The following is a 17,763-nucleotide window of genomic DNA, read 5'->3' as shown; positions in this document are numbered from 1 at the left end:
AAAGTGACCACCCCGTGACCGCAGCCCTCGTCGTCAACTCCGGCTCGAGTTCGTTCAAGTACCAGCTCATCGAACTCGAGGACGAGCGCACGCTCGCCTCCGGGCTCGTCGAGCGCATCGGCGAATCCGCCGGGGCCTGGAAGCACACCAACGCGCTGACGGGGGAGTCGTCGTCGAACGACGCCGCTTCGGTGCCCGACCACGCGGCCGGGTTCCAGGCGATGATCGACGCGTTCGCGAAGGTCGGCCCGTCCTTCGACGAGCACCCGCCAGCCGTCGTCGGCCACCGCGTCGTGCACGGCGGCACCACCTTCGACCACGCAACGGTCGTCACGGACCAGGTCGAGCAGCAGATCGAGGACCTCAACAGCCTCGCGCCACTGCACAACCCGGCGAACCTCGAGGGCATCCGCGCCGCGAAGCAGGTCTTCTCGGACGTCCCGCACGTCGCCGTGTTCGACACCGCGTTCCACCAGACCATGCCGCCGCACGCGTACACGTACGCGATCCCCGCCGACCTGGCCGCCGAGTACGGGATCCGCCGCTACGGCATGCACGGCACCAGCCACAAGTACGTCTCCGAGCAGGCCGCGGAGTTCCTCGACCGGCCGCTCGCCGAGCTCAAGACGATCGTGCTGCACCTGGGCAACGGGGCCTCGGTCGCGGCGATCGACGGCGGCAGGTCGATCGAGACCTCGATGGGGCTCACGCCGCTCGAGGGGCTCGTCATGGGCACCCGCTCCGGAGACCTCGACCCCGCGGTGCTCATCCACCTGCACCGCGAGGCCGGGATGACCTTCGACGAGCTCGACACCATGCTCAACAAGCGGTCCGGCCTGCTCGGCCTGACCGGCAACGGCGACATGCGCGACGTGCAGGACGCCGCCACCAAGGGCGACGAGCAGGCGGAGGCGGCGCTCGCCGTGTACCGCCACCGCATCCGTCGCTACGTGGGCGCCTACACGGCACAGCTCGGCGGGCTCGACGCGGTCGTGTTCACCGCGGGGGTCGGCGAGAACAACGCACTGCTGCGGCGGCGCGTGCTCGCGGGGCTCGAGCACCTGGGCATCGAGGTCGATCCGGACCGCAACGAGCTGGCGTCGCGGGATGCCCGCCGCATCTCCACGGACGGTTCACGGGTCGCGGTGCTCGTCATCCCGACGAACGAGGAGCTCGAGATCGCCCGGCAGTCGGCTGCGGTCGCGCTCTGACGCGTGCCGCCGCGTCGCGGCGGCACGGTGCGGTGTTCGTCGGCTGGTGAAGGGCTGGCTGCTGGGTGCGCGCTTGCAGCGGGGCACGGGGCGCGGAAGCCCGCACGGGGTGAGCAGGTGCGCACGGTGCGGCCGGGAGGCGCGGTGCGGGCTGGCACCGCGCCTCCCGGCCGCCCGTGGGCCGCGTCCACCGCACGGTGCGGGCCGCGCGGACCGGTCAGGTGAGCGCGTCCAGCGCCGCCGGGATCGGGGTGTCGCCGCTGGTGACCTCGAACTGCACGCCGACCGCGGCGTCGTCGAGCAGGGCGTGCAGGACGACGGTCGCGACGTCAGCGCGGGGGATCGAGCCGCGCGGCACCGTCCGGCCGACGTGGACGGTGCCCTGCGGCGGCGTGTCGAGCAGGCCGCCGGGACGCACGATCGTCCAACGGAGTCGTCGTGCCCGCAGGTTCGCGTCCGCCTCGGCCTTCGCCCGCAGGTAGACCTGGAACACCGCGGCGTCGTCCTGCGCGGGCACCACCGCGAGCTCGGGGTCGTAGGTGTCGGCCGCCATCGCGGAGATCATCACGTAGCGCTCGATGCCGGCACGCTCGGCGGCGTCGGCGAGCAGGATCGCGCCGTCACGGTCGACGGTGAGCTTCCCTTCGGCGCCGCTGTTCGGCCCGGCACCAGCGGCGAACACCACGGCGTCCACACCGCGAAGGCGGAGCGCCAGGTCGTCGTCGCCGAGCTGCTCCAGGTCGGCGACGATCGCACGCGCCCCCTGTTGCTCGACGTCGGCCACGTGCGCGGGGTTGCGGACGATCGCGACGGCGTCGTGGCCGGCGTCGGTGATCTGGCGGGCGAGGAGCAGGGCGATCTGGCCGTGTCCTCCGGCGATGGCGATCTTCATGTGTTCGAGTCTGCCCGTCGCGTCCGGTAGACTTCTCGGCGGCTCCTCACGTGACGCCATCCAGGCCAACTCCCCCAGGGCGGAAACGCAGCAAGGGTAACCGGGCTCTGGCGGGTGCGTGAGGAGTCTTCTTCGTTTCCGGAGGGTAACCGGGGCTGCGCTGATCTCGTGCGCGGGTGCGTGGGGAGTGTTCTTCGTTTCACGGCCCTGCTCGTCTCCGAGTGTGCTCCCCGGTGACGCCCCCCCGTTCGGGAGGGCCAGCGCACTTTTTCGGCGGCACGCGCGGACATGAACCTGATCGTGTGTAAAGATCTGCCTCAGGAATCCCCAACCAGGGTTCCGACCCTCCACCGCCTCACCAGCGGAGGAGCCTCCACCGCCTCACCAGCGGTGGATTCCGAGGATCAGGTGGCGGGCGCGCCCGCCAGGAAAAGAGACACGCATGCGCAGGCACGCGTCGCTGCCCGGTACCCCCGTACCCTCCGCAGCGGACGAACGGACACGACGGATCACCCGCGCCGACGGCCGAGCTCGAGGACGAGCGACGGACGGTCGGCGGCTCCTCCTGCGCGGCGGCGTCGTCGCCACGGTGACGGCGCTCATCGCCGCCACCGTGGCGATCCAACCCGCTGCGGCCGCCCAGACCGACGTCGCCGAGGCCGAGGGGCTGCTGCTCAGCGGCTCCGGCATCGTCAACGCCGACGCGGTCGCCCAGCTCGGGGGCGCGTACTCCGCGCGGGGCGCGAGCTCCGGCGGCGGCACCACGAACCAGCCGCTCAACCTGACGGCGCTCAACGCGGTCGGGGTGAACCTCGGCAACGACGTCAACCTGCTCGGCCCGAACGGCATCCTGACCCTCGGCGTCGACGGTCAGTACGCCACGACCTCGGCCACCGGAGCGACCGCGTCGTCGGGGCTCCTGACGAACGACGGCGGCATCGGGGTCGGCACGGGGTCCGGCACCGGTGCGGCGACGGTCAACCTCAACCCGCTGTTCTCGCGTGTCGGCGCCGACACCACGCTGCTGTCGAACGCGCAGCTGCGGGTCGGGGCCCTGGCCTCCCGGATCCAGGCGACGCGGGGCACCACGGTCGGGACGGCGACCGATTACCGGATCGCCGGTGCGGACCTGAACCTGACGAGCCCGGCGGTCGCCGGCCTCAGTACGGCGCTCCGGAACGACCTGCGCACCTTCTCGGGGACGGTGAACTCCGCGGTCGGTGCCGACGGCGCGCTGTCCGGTACCACCACGGCGCTGACGAGCGAGCTCCAGCGGCTCCTCCGCACGACGAGCCTCGGACTCGTGAACCTCAACGGCACGACGGTCACCGCGACCGTCGACCTGAACCTCGACGACACCCTGACCCGTGTGCTGCAGCAGCCGCTCACGGACGGTGCGGTGACGATCACGCCGTCGACCGGCGCGATCACGGTCGACCTCGACCGGCTCACCACGCTGAACGGTCAACCCGCGAACACGTCGGTGCTGACCGAGGCGGCCGTGAGCTCGATCAACCGGAGCATCACGACGATCCTCGGCACGCAGCTGCCGACGGCACTGCAGACCGCGGTCGTGAACACGATCAACTCGACCGCCGTGCGGGTGAACGTCACCGCGAACGTCAACCTCGCGGGCATCCCGCTCACCGCACTGGCCCTCCGGGCGGACACCACGCTCGGCGCCCTCGCCGGCACGTCGCCCGCCACCGCCACGGTGACGGCGACGGGCGGGCCCCTCGGCCTGAACGTGCTCGGCACCCTGCTCGCCCCGGCGGTCAACACCGTCGTCATCCCGGCGCTGCAGACCGTCGTGCGTCCCCTCGTGACGGGCACGGCCCTGACGAACCTCGGCTCGACGCTGACGGCGACGACCTCGGCCGTCTCCACCCTGCTGAGCCCCGTCGTGCTGCTGCTCCGTCAGGTCGTCGACCTCACCGTGAACGCGCAGGACACCACCGGCTTCCGCGACCCCCGCGGGTACGACACCGGATCGCGGAGCGTGCACGCCCTGCGGCTCTCCGTGCTCCCCGGGGTGAACGTCGCCACCGTGGACCTCGCCACCTCGACCGTGCGCGCCACGGCCTTCGCGGCTCCGACCATCACGGCGCCCACGGCCGGACAGCAGTTCACCGTGCCGTCGGCGACCTCGACCCGCAGCGTCGTCGTGAGCGGGGCCGGGGAGCCCGGCGCCACCGTGGCCGTGAGCCTCGGCGGGGACCGGACCGGCACCGCGACCGTCGCTGCCGACGGGACCTGGACGACGACCATCGCCGACGTCCCCACCGGTGCGTACACCGCGACCGCGACCCAGACGGTCGGCGGCACCGCGGCCGGCTCCGCGACGCAGGACTTCTCCGTCGTCGCCCAGCGCGCACTGACGATCACCACCCCCACAGCCGGTCAGACCTTCACCACCACGGGGGAGACCGCTCCGGTCACCCTGACGGGCACCGCGACGGCGAACGCGCGCATCAGCGTCGACCTGGGCGGCGGCGTGACCGCGACGGGCACGGCCGATGACGCCGGCGCCTGGAGCGTCACCGTCCCCGAGGTCCCGGTCGGCGAGCAGACGGCGAGCGTCACGCAGACCGTCGGCGACACGACCTCGGCACCCGTGACCCGGTCCTTCCGGGTCGTGGCCGCCGCCGGCCTGACCGTCGACACCCCCACGGCGGACCAGGACTTCCCGCTCGCCGGCGACACCCGGTCCGTCCCGTTCGCAGGCAGCGCACAGGCTGGCGCCCGCGTGGACGTCGACCTCGGTGACGGCCTGACCGCCACCACCCGCGCGAACGCCGACGGCACCTGGTCGACCAGCGTCACGGACGTCCCGGCCGGGGAGTACTCGGCCGAGGTCACCCAGACCGTCGGCGGCATCACGAGCGCCCCGGTCACCCGCGACTTCACCGTGACGGCGGCCCCCGCGCTCACCATCGACGAGCCGGCCGACGGCAGCACCATCACCGTCGCGGACGCGGACTCGACCACCCCGGTGACGGTGTCCGGCTCGGCCGCCCCGAACGCCCGGGTCACGGTCGGCATCGGTGGTTCCTTCACCGCCGCGGTCACCGCGGACGAGGACGGCGCCTGGACGACCACGTTCGTGGGGGTCCCGGTCGGCGGCCGCACCGCGACGGCGCGTCAGAGCGTCGACGGCACCACGTCCGGCCCGGTCGAGACCACCTTCACCGTCGAGGCGGGCGACCCGCTCGCGATCACCTCGCCCGACGACGGCGACGTGGTCACCGTCCTCGACGCAGGGACCACCACCGACCTCGACCTGGCCGGCACGGCCGAGGCCGGCGCCGAGGTGTGGGTCTCGCTCGGCGACGGGCTGACCGCCACCACGACGGCCGACGACGACGGCACCTGGACGGTGACCGTCACCGACGTCCCGGTCGGTCGGTACACGATCTCGGCGACGCAGACCGTCGGCGGGACCACCTCGCCGGCCGTCCGCCAGGTCGTCACGGTGCAGTCGGGCGCCCCGCTCGCCGTCACCGCTCCGGCGCAGGACGCCACCGTCACGGTCGCGACCGACGACTCCGTCGTCGACGTCACCGTGCGGGGCACCGCGCAGCCCGGCGCACGCGTCGAGGTCGTCCTGGACGACGGCGACGCGGTGTCCACGACGGCGAACCCGCAGGGCGCCTGGTCGGTGATCCTGTCGGACGTCGGCACCGGCGACCACACCGCGACGGTCACCCAAACCGTCGACGGTGCGACCTCGGCACCGGTCGACCGTGACTTCGCGGTCGAGGCCGGCGACGAGCTCGTCATCGTGGCACCGGGTGATGCCCAGCAGGTGCCCGCCGGCACCGGCGGCGAGGCCAACGTGGTGGTCCGCGGCACCGCGGAGCCCGGCGCGACCGTCGCCGTCACGATCGATGAGGGCGACCCCGTCGAGGTCGTCACGGACACGGCCGGCAACTGGGAGCTCCCGACCACGCAGCTCGGCATCGGTGAGCACACCGTCGAGGCCGTGCAGACCGTGAACGGCACCGACGGCCCGGTGGTCACGCGTGACTTCACCGTGGTCCCCGGCAACGCCATCGTCATCGACACCCCGGCGAGCGGCGCACGCTTCGTCGTGGTCGACGCCGACGCCACCGCGACCGTCCGGATCACCGGCACGGCCGAGCCCGGCGCCGCGGTGACCGTGTCGGTCGGACCCGGCACCCGGTTCACCACCACGGCCGGCGACGACGGTCGGTGGGCGGTCGACGCCACCGGTCTCGCCCCGACCGGCCTGTACACGGCGTCGGCCAGCCAGGAGGTCGAGGACGTCGTGACGAGCGCCGTCCCGATCACCTTCGAGGTCGTCACGGCCAACGCGCTGACGATCACCGGTCCGGACACGGACCCGATCACGGTCGCCGGCCCCGATGTCGAGCGCGACGTCACGGTCACCGGCACCGGCCAGCCCGGCGCCACGGTCACGGCGACCCTCGCCGGCTCCGAGGACCAGGAGACGACGGTCGGTGCCGACGGCACGTGGTCGATCACGTTCCCCGACCTCGGCGTCGACGAGCACCAGGTCACGGTCACCCAGACCCTGGCCGGGACCGTCTCCGACCCGCGCACCTCCGAGCCGGTCGAGCGCACGGTCACGATCGAGGCCGCCGACGCCGTCACGATCACCGCACCGGGGACCGACGTGGTCCTCCTCGTGCCGGATGCCGACGCGACGCGCGACGTCGTCGTCACGGGCTCGGCCGAGCCGGGCGCACCGGTGACGGTGCGACTCGGCGACGACGAGGCGACCACCACCGCGGACGCGGACGGCGACTGGACGGTCACGTTCGGTGGGGTCGGTGTCGGCACCCCGACGCTCGCCGCCAGCCAGACGGTCGGCGGGACCACCGCCTCCAGTCCGGACCAGACCGTCACGGTGCGGGCCGGAACCGCGCTCGCCATCGTGACCCCGGAGGACGGCGACGTCCTGACGGTCGCCGACACGTCCGGCACCGCCGACGTCGAGGTGACCGGTCGCGCCCAGCCCGACGCCGAGGTGACGGTCCGGCTGTCGACCGGTGAGACCGAGACGGTGACCGCGGACGAGGACGGCCGGTGGGAGACCACCTTGCAGGACGTCCCGGTCGGTGACCACCGCGTCACCGCGACGCAGGTCGTCGGCGGGCAGACCTCGACGCCGGTGACGGCGGCGGTGTCGGTCCGTGCCGGAGCCCCGCTCGTCGTTTCCACCCCGCGGGGTGCCACCACCGTGACGGTGGCGGACGACGACGCCACCACCGGGGTCGACTTCGCGGGCAGCGGTGAGCCGGGCGCGACCGTCACGGTCGACCTCGGCGACGGCGGGAGCGCCACGGCGACCGTGGACGAGGACGGCCGCTGGACGACCACGGTCGAGGACGTGCCGACCGGCTCGTTCACGGCCTCGGTCACGCAGGCCGTGAACGGCACCACGAGTGCGGCGGTCGAACGACCGGTGTCCGTGGTCGCCGCTGCGGCCCTGGTCATCCGTGAGCCCGGCGACGACGCCATCACGGTGGCCGACGGTGACGCGACGACGACCGTGACGGTCGCCGGTGACGCCCAGCCCGGCGCCACGGTGACGGTCACCGTCGACGACCGCGACCCCGTCGAGGTCACCGCCGGAGACGACGGCTCGTGGAGCGTCGACGTGCCGGACCTCGGTGTCGGCGAGCACACCGTCGAGGTGACGCAGACCGTGGACGGCTCGACCTCCACCACCCCGGTCGAGACGACGTTCGAGATCGAGGCGGGCGCACCCGTCGTCATCACCGAGCCGACGGCCGACCAGGAGTACACGGTCGCCGACGGGGACGGCACGACGACGGTCGACGTCGCCGGCACCGCCGAGCCGGGCGCGACCATCGTGGTCGACCTGGGCGACGGTCGCACCGAGTCGACCACCGCGGACGACGAGGGCGCGTGGAGCGTCTCGGTCCCCGGTGTGCCGGCCGGCACCACGACCGTCAGCGTCACGCAGCGCATCGACGACACCGAGTCCGCGCCGGTGACGGTGGACGTCCGCGTCCTCGTCGCCGACCCGATCACGATCGCCACCCCGGCGGACGGGACCACGATCCGGGTCGCCCAGCGCGACTCGCTCGCGACCCTCACCGCCGCGGGGGCGGCCGAGCCCGGTGCCGAGGTCCGCGTCACGATCGACGGTGGCGACGCCCGGACCGTGACCGCGACCGACGCCGGCACCTGGAGCGTCGAACTGTCGGACACCGCCGTCGGCGAGCACACGATCCGTGCGACCCAGACGGTCGACGGCTCGACGTCCGCAGCGGTGCGCAGCACCTTCACGGTGGCACCAGGTGCCGCGCTGACGGTCACCGCCCCGGCGGACGACACCACGTTCACCGTGCCGAGCACCGACCCCACCGCGACCGTCCCGGTCGGCGGCGAGGGCCAGCCTGGTGCGACGGTCCGCGTCGTCCTCGACGACGCCGACCCGGTCGTGGTCCGTGTCGGCACCGACGGACGGTGGGAGACCGCCCTCGTCGACGTGTCGGCGGGCGAGCACACGCTCGTCGTCACCCAGGTCGTGAACGGCACGACGTCCGACCCGATCGAGCGCGACGTCACCGTCGTGGTGGCCGCTGCGGACGCGATCGTCGTGACCGCCCCGGCCGACGGCGCCGACATCCGCGTGCTCGGCGGTTCGACCGACGTCCGCGTGACCGGCACCTCGGCACCGAACGCCGCCGTCTCGGTCCGCATCGACGACGGCCCCGCGGTCACCACGACCGCGGACGACGACGGTGCGTGGTCCGTGACGGTGCCGGACGTCGACGAGGGGACCCACACCATCGCCGCCAGCCAGACGGTCGACGGTGCCACCACGGACGCCCCGCAGGTCGGCTTCACCGTGACGGCCGCGACGCCGGTCGTCATCTCGAGCCCGAGCGACGGCCAGGCGTTCCCGACCACGGGGTCGACGACGTCGGTCCCGGTGAGCGGCACCGCCGAGCCCGGCGCGACCGTCACGGTCGACGTCGACGGCCGGACCGCCACGACGACCGCCGGCGACGACGGTTCGTGGACGGTCACGATCGGTGGCGTCCCCCTCGGGGACCACACGGTGTCGGCGACGCAGACGATCGGCGGTCGGACCTCCGACCCGGTGACCGCCGGCGTCACGGTCGTGGCCGCGCAGGAGACGGGCATCGTCATCACGAGCCCCGACCCCGGGCAGCTGATCCGGGCGGACGGCTTCGGTGACACCGGCTCGTTCACGGTGACCGGTCAGGCCACCCCCGGCGCCGCGGTGACGGCGACCCTGTCCACCGGGCAGGTCCGCGCCACCACCGCCGACGACGAGGGTGCGTGGAGCGTCGTGTTCGAGCGCGTCCCCGAGGGGGAGTGGACGATCAGCGCCACGCAGTCAGTGAACGGCACGACCTCGGCGGCGCCGCAGGTGCCGATCGTGGTCGACACCCTGGAGCCGCTTGCGGTCACCTCGCCGACACCGGGTTCGCAGTACATGGCGGACGAGGACGGTGACCACGACCTGATGGTCACGGGCACCGCCGAGCCCGGCGCGACCGTCACCGTGCAGCCGATGGGCCGTGACGCGGTCGCCACGACGGCCGACGAGGACGGCGAGTGGTGGGTCATGGTTGCGCTGCCGGTCGGTGGGCACATGCTGCGCGTCACCCAGTCCGTCGGCGGGTTCACCTCGCAGGCGCAGATGGTCCGCGTCATGGTGATGGACGACGCCGTCGACCCGGAGGAGCCGGGCACGCCCGGTACCCCCGGAACGCCCGGTACTCCCGGAACGCCCGGGACGCCCGGTACCCCCGGTACCCCCGGAGCGCCGGGTGCTCCCGGTCTGCCCGGCACGCCGGGGACCGGCGGCGGCAGCGGGACCGGCATCGGCACCGGCGGTGGCTCCGGGAACGGCTCGGGCACCGGGATCGGTGGCTCCGGCAACGGCACCGGTGACCTCGCCTGGACCGGCGCGGACGTCGTCCCGATCGCCGGCACCGCGGCGGGCCTGGTAGCCCTCGGGTTCCTGCTGCTGGGGCTCTCCCGCCTCGCCGGCGGGTTCCGTCGCCGCACCCGCGGCTGAGTCCGCACCGGCGTCACACACCGCGCCTCCCGCCCGTCGACCAGACGGACGGGAGGCGCGGTGCCGTCCGGGCGCTCGGCCCACCGCCGACGGGTGGTCTGGCCCGGCGGGACGACCTGTGGACGGGCACGCGGGTTGTCGGTCGTGACGGCTACCCTTGTCGCGTGGTCACCGCCCTGTATCGCCGTTACCGGCCCGAGAACTTCGCCGAGCTGATCGGGCAGTCGCAGGTCACCGACCCGCTCCGCACGGCGCTCCGCACGAACCGCGTCAACCACGCCTACCTGTTCAGCGGGCCCCGTGGCTGCGGCAAGACGACCTCGGCCCGCATCCTCGCGCGCTGCCTCAACTGCGCCGAGGGCCCGACCGACACCCCGTGCGGCGTCTGCCCGAGCTGCGTGGAACTCGCCCGCGACGGCAGCGGCTCCCTCGACGTCATCGAGATCGACGCCGCGAGCCACAACGGTGTCGACGACGCGCGTGACCTGCGCGACCGTGCCGTGTTCGCCCCGGCTCGCGACCGCTACAAGATCTTCATCCTCGACGAAGCGCACATGGTGACGCCGCAGGGCTTCAACGCGCTGCTCAAGCTGGTCGAAGAACCGCCGGAGCACGTCAAGTTCATCTTCGCGACGACCGAGCCCGAGAAGGTCATCGGCACCATCCGGTCGCGCACCCACCACTACCCGTTCCGGCTCGTCCCGCCCGCGGTGATGCTCGAGTACATCGAGCAGCTCTGCACGCAGGAGTCCGTGTCGGTGGCTCCCGGTGTCCTGCCCCTGGTGGTGCGTGCCGGCGGCGGATCCGTCCGTGACACCCTGTCGCTGCTCGACCAGCTGATGGCCGGCAGCGAAGACGGTGCGATCGCCTACGAGCGTGCCGTGGCCCTGCTCGGCTACACCGACGCCGCCCTGCTCGACGACGTCGTCGACGCCCTGGCGGTCGCCGACCCGGCGTCCGCGTTCGCCGCGATCGACCGGGTCGTGCAGACCGGACAGGACCCCCGCCGCTTCGTCGAGGACCTGCTCGAGCGCCTGCGCGACCTGATCGTCGTCGCGGCGACGAACGAGAGCGCCGCCGCGGTCCTGCGCGGGGTCTCGCCGGAAGAGCTCGACACCATGAGCCGCCAGGCCGGGGTCTTCGGCGCGACTGGGCTCTCCCGTTCCGCCGACATCGCGAACCGGGCCCTCACCGAGATGACCGGCGCGACCTCGCCCCGGTTGCACCTCGAACTCATGACGGCCCGGATGCTCGTGCCCGAGGCCGACGACACCCAGCGCGGAGCCCTCGCCCGGGTGGAGCGGCTGGAACGTCGTGTCGGTGTGGGCGACGTCGGTGGACACCAGGCCGGCGCCAGCGAGCAGTCCGCTCCCGCCGTCGCGGCCCCCCGTCGTGAGCAGCCGGCGGCCGCGGCTCCCGCAGCTCCTGCTCCCTCCCTCGCCCCGACGCCCGCTCCGGCAGCGGCTCGCACGACGCCCGAGCGTCCCGTCGAGCAGCTCGCCGCGCCGCAGGCCGACTCCGGAACCGTGGCCCGCGACGCCGCAGCGTCGTGGGCAGCGGTCGCTCCGAGCGCTCCCGCAGCGCCCGCGCAGACCTCGACCGGGCCCGCGAAGCCAGAGCCCTCGAAGCCCGCTGCCGAGCCGGTCAGCCCGTCGTCCACCGGTCAGGGCACGACGATCGGTGACGAGCCCGCCGTCCGGACCGTCGGTGCCGTCGGCTTCCAGCAGATGCGCGACTCCTGGCCGCAGATCGTCGAGCACGTGCAGCACGCCAAGCGTTCGGCGTGGTCGGTGGTCGTCACGGCGCAGGTCACCGCGCTGCGCGACGACGTGCTGACGCTGACGTTCCCGAGCCAGCAGGACGTCGCCTCGTTCAAGGAGATGTCCGACCCGTCGGCCAGCGTCAGCGAACTGCTGCGCGCCGCCATCGTGGACGTCCTCGGGCTCCGCGTGAAGTTCGTCGCCCGTGGGCCGGGGCAGCAGCGTCCCCAGCAGCAGCAGCAGTCGGCTCCGGCACAGCAGCCCGCACCGGTCCAGCGTCCGGTGCCCGCTGCCCAGGCGCCCGCCGCCGCCGCGACCCCGGCCCCGGCGCCCGAGCCCGCAGCACCGGAGTCCCCGGCACCGGCATCCGCTGGTGAGCCCGCGCCGACGGCTGCACCTGCCGCGGAGCCGAAGGCCGCGTCGGCAGCACCCGAGCCGAAGGCAGCGCCGGCGCCGACGGCAGCGCCCGCGCCGAAGTCCGCGCCGGAGCCGAAGGCAGCGCCGGCGCCGACGGCAGCGCCGACCGCGTCCGCCCCGCAGCGCGAGCAGGCACCGGCCGAACCGACCCCCGCTCCCTCCGGCGCACCGGTCACGGACTGGGCGGTCGCGACGATCCCCGCCAGCGACCCCACCGCCGACGCCGTCCCGGAATCCGTCGAGCCCAGCTGGGCAGCACCCTTCGGCACCGTGCCGGCGTCCGCGCCGGTCGCCCCTGCCGAGACGAGCACGCCCCAGCCGGCCGAGTCGACACCGTCGGCCGCACCTGCGCGACCGGGCGCTGCCACGGCCGGGCAGCCCGCCCAGCCGACCACTCCGGGGCCGCAGGCGGCGTCCGGAGCGGGAGCCGTGCCTCCCGGCGGTCCGGTCGTGCCGGTCGTGCCGGTCGACGACTACCCGCTCGACGACGAACCGTACGACGACGGCGCCCCGTTCCCCGACCCGGGGATCGGTCGCGGATCCGCGCCCGCAAGCGCAGCAGCCGCGCCGCCGGCAGCCCCGGCGCAGCAGGCCGCACCGCAGCGCGCGGCCCAGCCCGCCGCCGCTCCCGCGCACACCGCACCGCCCGCGCGCCGCGCCCCGGTCGCCGGCCGGTACGGCGAGGCCGTCGTGCGTGAGATCCTCAACGCCCAGTTCATCGAGGAGACCGCTCTCCACCAGGACGGTGCCTGATGTACGACGGGATCGTCCAGGACCTCATCGACGAGTTCGGCCGCCTGCCCGGCATCGGCCCGAAGTCGGCGCAACGCATCGCCTTCCACATCCTGCAGACCGAGTCGTTCGACCCGAGCCGGCTGTCGGAGCTGCTCGCCGACGTCAAGGAGCGTGTGCGCTTCTGCGAGATCTGCGGAAACGTCACCGAGAACGTCCAGTGCAGCATCTGCCGTGACCCGCGACGCTCGCCGGCGACAATCTGCGTGGTGGAAGAAGCGAAGGACGTCGCGGCGATCGAGCGCACGCGCGAGTTCCGTGGCCTGTACCACGTGCTCGGCGGCGCGATCAGCCCGATCGACGGCATCGGTCCGGACGACCTCCGCATCCAGCAGCTCATGACCCGCCTGGCCGACGGCACCGTGGCCGAGGTCATCATCGCGACCGACCCCAACCTCGAGGGAGAGGCGACCGCGACGTACCTCAGCCGGCTGCTCGTCCCGATGGGCATCCGCACCACGCGGCTCGCGTCGGGGCTGCCGGTCGGCGGCGACCTGGAGTACGCCGACGAGGTCACGCTCGGTCGTGCCTTCGAGGGCCGCCGCGTCGTCGGCGGCTGACCACCGCGCAGGATCCTTGCGTGCGGGCCGGCTCGCACGCAACATCCCCGAAACACCGACTACCATTGTGAGACCGCGTGACCTCGCGGTGTCGCCGTCTCCGGGAGTACCAGCCAGTGGCCTTGATCGTGCAGAAGTTCGGTGGTTCATCCGTCGCGGACGCCGAGAGCATCAAGCGCGTGGCGAAGCGGATCGTCGAGACGAAGAAGGCCGGCAACGACGTCGTCGTGGCGGTGTCGGCGATGGGCGACACCACCGACGAACTCGTCGACCTGGCGCACTCCGTCACGCCGATCCCGGCCGGCCGTGAGCTCGACATGCTCCTCACCGCGGGGGAGCGCATCTCGATGGCGCTGCTCGCGATGGCGATCAAGAGCCTCGGCGTCGAAGCGTCGTCCTACACCGGCAGCCAGGCCGGCATGCTCACCGATGCCCAGCACGGCAAGGCCCGCATCGTCGACGTGACCCCGAAGCGCGTGCGCGAAGCGCTCGACTCCGGGCACGTCGCGATCGTCGCCGGGTTCCAGGGCTTCAACCGCACCACCGGCGAGATCACGACGCTCGGCCGCGGCGGTTCGGACACCACCGCCGTCGCCCTCGCCGCAGCACTCGACGCCGACGTCTGTGAGATCTACACCGATGTCGACGGTATCTTCACCGCCGACCCCCGTGTCGTGCCGAAGGCCCGCAAGGTCGACCGCGTCACCAGTGAAGAGATGCTCGAGCTCGCAGCCTCGGGTGCCAAGGTCCTGTACATCCGCGCCGTCGAGTACGCCCGGCGGCACGGCGTCACCCTGCACGTCCGGTCCTCGTTCAACAACAACGAGGGCACCATCGTCTACAACCCTGCCGAGGGGGAAACCGTGGAAGAACCGATCATCACCGGGATCGCCGGAGACCTCTCCGAGGGCAAGATCACCGTCGTGGGGGTCCCGGACCAGCCGGGCAAGGCCGCCGAGATCTTCACCAACGTCGCGCGTGCCGGGGCGAACATCGACATGATCGTCCAGAACGTGTCGGCAGCGTCGACCGGGCGGACAGACATCTCGTTCACCCTGCCGAAGGACCAGGGCCAGACCGTGTTGACGGCGCTCGAGGTCGCGAAGGCCGACATCGGCTACGAGAGCATCCAGTACGACGACCAGATCGGCAAGCTCGCCCTGGTCGGCGCCGGGATGCGCACGAACGCCGGCGTCTCGGCGCAGCTCTTCCGCGCCCTGCACGACGCGTCGATCAACATCGAGATGATCTCCACGTCCGAGATCCGCATCTCGGTCGTGACCCGCGCCGACACCCTGAACGAGGCGATGCGCGTCGTGCACAGCGCGTTCGGCCTCGATGCCGACGCCGAGGCAGTCGTCTACGCCGGCACCGGCCGCTGACGCCCCGCCGACCCGTTGATCCGCTGAACCACCAGGAGCACCGCATGAGCACCCTCACCGTCGCCGTCGTCGGCGCCACCGGCCAGGTCGGCGCCGTGATGCGTCGCCTGCTCGAGGAGCGCGCGTTCCCGGCCGACCGGGTCCGCTTCTTCGCGAGCGCCCGTTCCGCCGGCACGACGCTGCCGTTCCGCGGCGAGCAGATCGTGGTCGAGGACTCAGAGCTCGCCGACCCGTCCGGCATCGACATCGCGCTGTTCTCCGCCGGGGCCACCGCCTCGCGGGCCCTCGCGCCGAAGTTCGCCGCCGCCGGGGCACTCGTCGTCGACAACTCGAGCGCCTGGCGCATGGACCCCGACGTCCCGCTCGTCGTGAGCGAGGTGAACCCGCACGCCATCGACCAGGCGCCGAAGGGCATCATCGCGAACCCGAACTGCACGACGATGGCGATCATGCCGGTGCTCAAGGTGCTCGACACCGAGTCGGGGCTCCGCCGCCTGGTCGCCACGACCTACCAGGCGGTCTCGGGTTCCGGGCTCGCCGGCGTGGAAGAACTGCTGAGCCAGGCGAAGGCCGCGCTCGAGCAGGACACCGCTGCGCTGACGCACGACGGATCAGCCGTGACGCTCCCCGAGCCGGTCAAGTACGTCCGACCGATCGCCTTCGACGTGATCCCGCTCGCCGGCAGCATCGTCGAGGACGGCCTGGGCGAGACCGATGAAGAGAAGAAGCTCCGGAACGAGAGCCGGAAGATCCTCGAGCTCCCCGACCTGCTCGTCGCCGGCACGTGCGTGCGCGTGCCCGTGTTCACCGGGCACTCCATCTCGGTGCACGCCGAGTTCGAGCGCCCCCTGTCGCCCGAGCGTGCGACCGAGATCCTGTCGAACGCCCCCGGTGTCGAGCTCTCCGACGTCCCGACCCCGCTGCAGGCCGCTGGCCAGGACCCCGCGTTCGTCGGCCGGATCCGCGCCGATCAGTCCGCACCCGAGGGTCGTGGCCTGGTGCTGTTCGTCAGCAACGACAACCTCCGCAAGGGCGCCGCGCTCAACGCGGTGCAGATCGCCGAGACGATCGTCGCGCGCCGCTCCGTCGACGCGTAGCGCGCCGAGCGCGACCGACAGACGGACGGGAGGCCCGTGGCGACACCGCCACGGGCCTCCTGTCCGTCTGTCGGGGGACGCCGGTAGGATCGACAGGTGGCAGAGAAGCAGGTGGACCCCATCGACGTCGTCCTCATCGGCGGAGGCATCATGAGTGCCACGCTCGGGGCCATCATCCACAGGCTCGAGCCGACCTGGAAGATCCGCGTGTACGAACGGCTCGGTACCGTGGCGCAGGAGTCCTCGAACCCCTGGAACAACGCCGGCACCGGGCACTCCGCACTGTGCGAGCTGAACTACACGCCGGAACTGCCGGACGGCCGCGTCGACATCGCGAAGGCCGTCACGGTCAACGAGCAGTTCCAGGTCTCCCGGCAGTTCTGGGCGCACCTGGTCGAGACCGGTGTGCTGCCGGAGCCGTCGAACTTCATCAACCCGACCCCGCACATCTCCTTCGTGTGGGGCGAGGCGAACGTCGCCTACATGCGCGCCCGGTACGAGGCCATGCACGACCACCCGCTCTTCGCGGGCATCGAGTTCTCCGACGACCCGACGCAGATCCGACAGTGGGCGCCGGCGCTGATCCCCGGCCGCAAGAAGGACCAGCCGATCGCAGCGACGTACTCGGCCGCCGGCTCGGACGTCGACTTCGGGTCGCTCACCCGGCAGCTCTTCGACCAGCTCGAGATCGACGGCGTCGAGTTCGAGCCCTCGCACCAGGTCACCAACCTGACCCGCTCGAAGGTCTCCGAGGGCTGGGTGCTCAACGTCCGCAACGAGATCGGACGGTCGACCCAGCGGATCGCCGCGAAGTTCGTCTTCGTCGGTGCCGGCGGCGGCGCACTGCACCTGCTGCAGAAGTCCGGTATCCCCGAGATCCGCGGGTACGGCGGCTTCCCGGTGTCGGGGGAGTTCCTGCGCACCGACGACCCCGAGGTGGTGCAGAAGCACTCGGCCAAGGTCTACGGCAAGGCCAGCGTCGGGGCCCCGCCGATGTCGGTGCCGCACCTGGACACCCGCATCGTCGACGGCGGTTCGTCGCTGATGTTCGGCCCGTACGCCGGGTTCAGCCCGAAGTTCCTGAAGCAGGGCTCGGCCCTCGACCTGTTCCGCTCCATCCGGCCGCATAACCTCCGTCCGATGCTGAGCGTCGCGTTCTCGAACTTCGACCTGGTCCGGTACCTGGTCGGCCAGCTCCTCGCGTCGAAGCGCACCAAGTTCGAGGCGCTCCGTGACTTCATGCCGAGCGCCGAGCCGGAGAACTGGCACCGCATCACCGCCGGGCAGCGTGTCCAGGTGATCAAGCCCGACAAGGACAAGGGCGGCGTGCTGCAGTTCGGCACCGAGGTCATCACCGCCGCCGACGGCTCGATCGCCGGCCTGCTCGGGGCGTCGCCGGGCGCCTCGACCGCCGTGCCGATCATGCTCGCGATGCTGCGCCGGTGCTTCCCGGATCGGTGGGACGGCTGGCAGGACGACGTCCGTGCGATGGTACCCACCTACGGGCAGGACCTCGGGGACGACCCGGCTCTGGCCGATGCCACCCTCGAGCGCACGGCGAAGGTGCTCGGCCTGCACCACTGA

The 17,763-nt window shown here is 72.7% G+C and carries 8 protein-coding genes and 1 other RNA gene; 8 read left to right on the top strand and 1 reads right to left on the bottom strand.

Annotated features, from left to right (window positions below; genetic code table 11):
• The first annotated feature begins 14 nt into the window (after positions 1 to 14).
• Positions 15 to 1,211 carry an acetate/propionate family kinase gene (locus tag DEJ17_RS08535; RefSeq protein ID WP_110893011.1) on the top strand — a complete coding sequence of 399 codons (1,197 nt, stop codon included), beginning with the start codon at positions 15 to 17 and terminating at the stop codon, positions 1,209 to 1,211.
• A gap of 217 nt (positions 1,212 to 1,428) precedes the next feature.
• Here the strand turns inward: DEJ17_RS08535 and DEJ17_RS08530 are convergent, their stop codons facing one another.
• Positions 1,429 to 2,103, bottom strand: a complete 675-nt coding sequence (locus DEJ17_RS08530; RefSeq protein ID WP_110893009.1) for an SDR family oxidoreductase — start codon at positions 2,101 to 2,103, stop codon at positions 1,429 to 1,431.
• 37 nt (positions 2,104 to 2,140) lie between these two features.
• Here DEJ17_RS08530 and ffs point away from each other — a divergent pair.
• From ffs to DEJ17_RS08495, 7 genes are all read left to right on the top strand, one after another.
• Positions 2,141 to 2,237: signal recognition particle sRNA small type (gene ffs / locus DEJ17_RS08525), an RNA gene on the top strand.
• Positions 2,238 to 2,545: 308 nt separating this feature from the next.
• The gene (locus tag DEJ17_RS08520; RefSeq protein WP_110893007.1) at positions 2,546 to 10,171 is read left to right on the top strand and encodes a choice-of-anchor G family protein; all 7,626 of its coding nucleotides are present in this window, start codon (positions 2,546 to 2,548) and stop codon (positions 10,169 to 10,171) included.
• Between the two features lie 164 nt (positions 10,172 to 10,335).
• Positions 10,336 to 13,101, top strand: a complete 2,766-nt coding sequence (locus DEJ17_RS08515) for a DNA polymerase III subunit gamma and tau (RefSeq protein WP_110893005.1) — start codon at positions 10,336 to 10,338, stop codon at positions 13,099 to 13,101.
• On the top strand, positions 13,101 to 13,700 hold the full coding sequence (recR, locus tag DEJ17_RS08510) for a recombination mediator RecR (protein ID WP_017888680.1): 600 nt from the start codon (positions 13,101 to 13,103) through the stop codon (positions 13,698 to 13,700). The genes DEJ17_RS08515 and recR overlap by 1 nt, the downstream gene beginning before the upstream one ends.
• A 116-nt stretch (positions 13,701 to 13,816) precedes the next feature.
• Positions 13,817 to 15,082, top strand: coding sequence for an aspartate kinase (locus DEJ17_RS08505; protein ID WP_017888681.1), 1,266 nt, complete (start codon positions 13,817 to 13,819; stop codon positions 15,080 to 15,082).
• Positions 15,083 to 15,126: 44 nt separating this feature from the next.
• Complete coding sequence (locus DEJ17_RS08500) at positions 15,127 to 16,179, top strand: aspartate-semialdehyde dehydrogenase (RefSeq protein ID WP_110893003.1); 1,053 nt, start codon at positions 15,127 to 15,129, stop codon at positions 16,177 to 16,179.
• Between the two features lie 96 nt (positions 16,180 to 16,275).
• The gene (locus tag DEJ17_RS08495) at positions 16,276 to 17,763 is read left to right on the top strand and encodes a malate:quinone oxidoreductase (protein ID WP_110893001.1); all 1,488 of its coding nucleotides are present in this window, start codon (positions 16,276 to 16,278) and stop codon (positions 17,761 to 17,763) included.

This window comes from Curtobacterium sp. MCSS17_011 (assembly GCF_003224275.1).
Lineage (GTDB): Bacteria > Actinomycetota > Actinomycetes > Actinomycetales > Microbacteriaceae > Curtobacterium.
This window is presented reverse-complemented; position numbering and strand designations above follow the sequence as displayed.

Bases quoted from the DNA above. Each gene is read 5' to 3' on its own strand.
- DEJ17_RS08500 (WP_110893003.1), top strand. From the start codon at position 15,127: ATGAGCACCCTCACCGTCGCCGTCGTCGGCGCCACCGGCCAGGTCGGC.
- recR (WP_017888680.1), top strand. From the start codon at position 13,101: ATGTACGACGGGATCGTCCAGGACCTCATCGACGAGTTCGGCCGCCTG.
- DEJ17_RS08520 (WP_110893007.1), top strand. From the start codon at position 2,546: ATGCGCAGGCACGCGTCGCTGCCCGGTACCCCCGTACCCTCCGCAGCG.
- DEJ17_RS08530 (WP_110893009.1), bottom strand. From the start codon at position 2,103: ATGAAGATCGCCATCGCCGGAGGACACGGCCAGATCGCCCTGCTCCTC.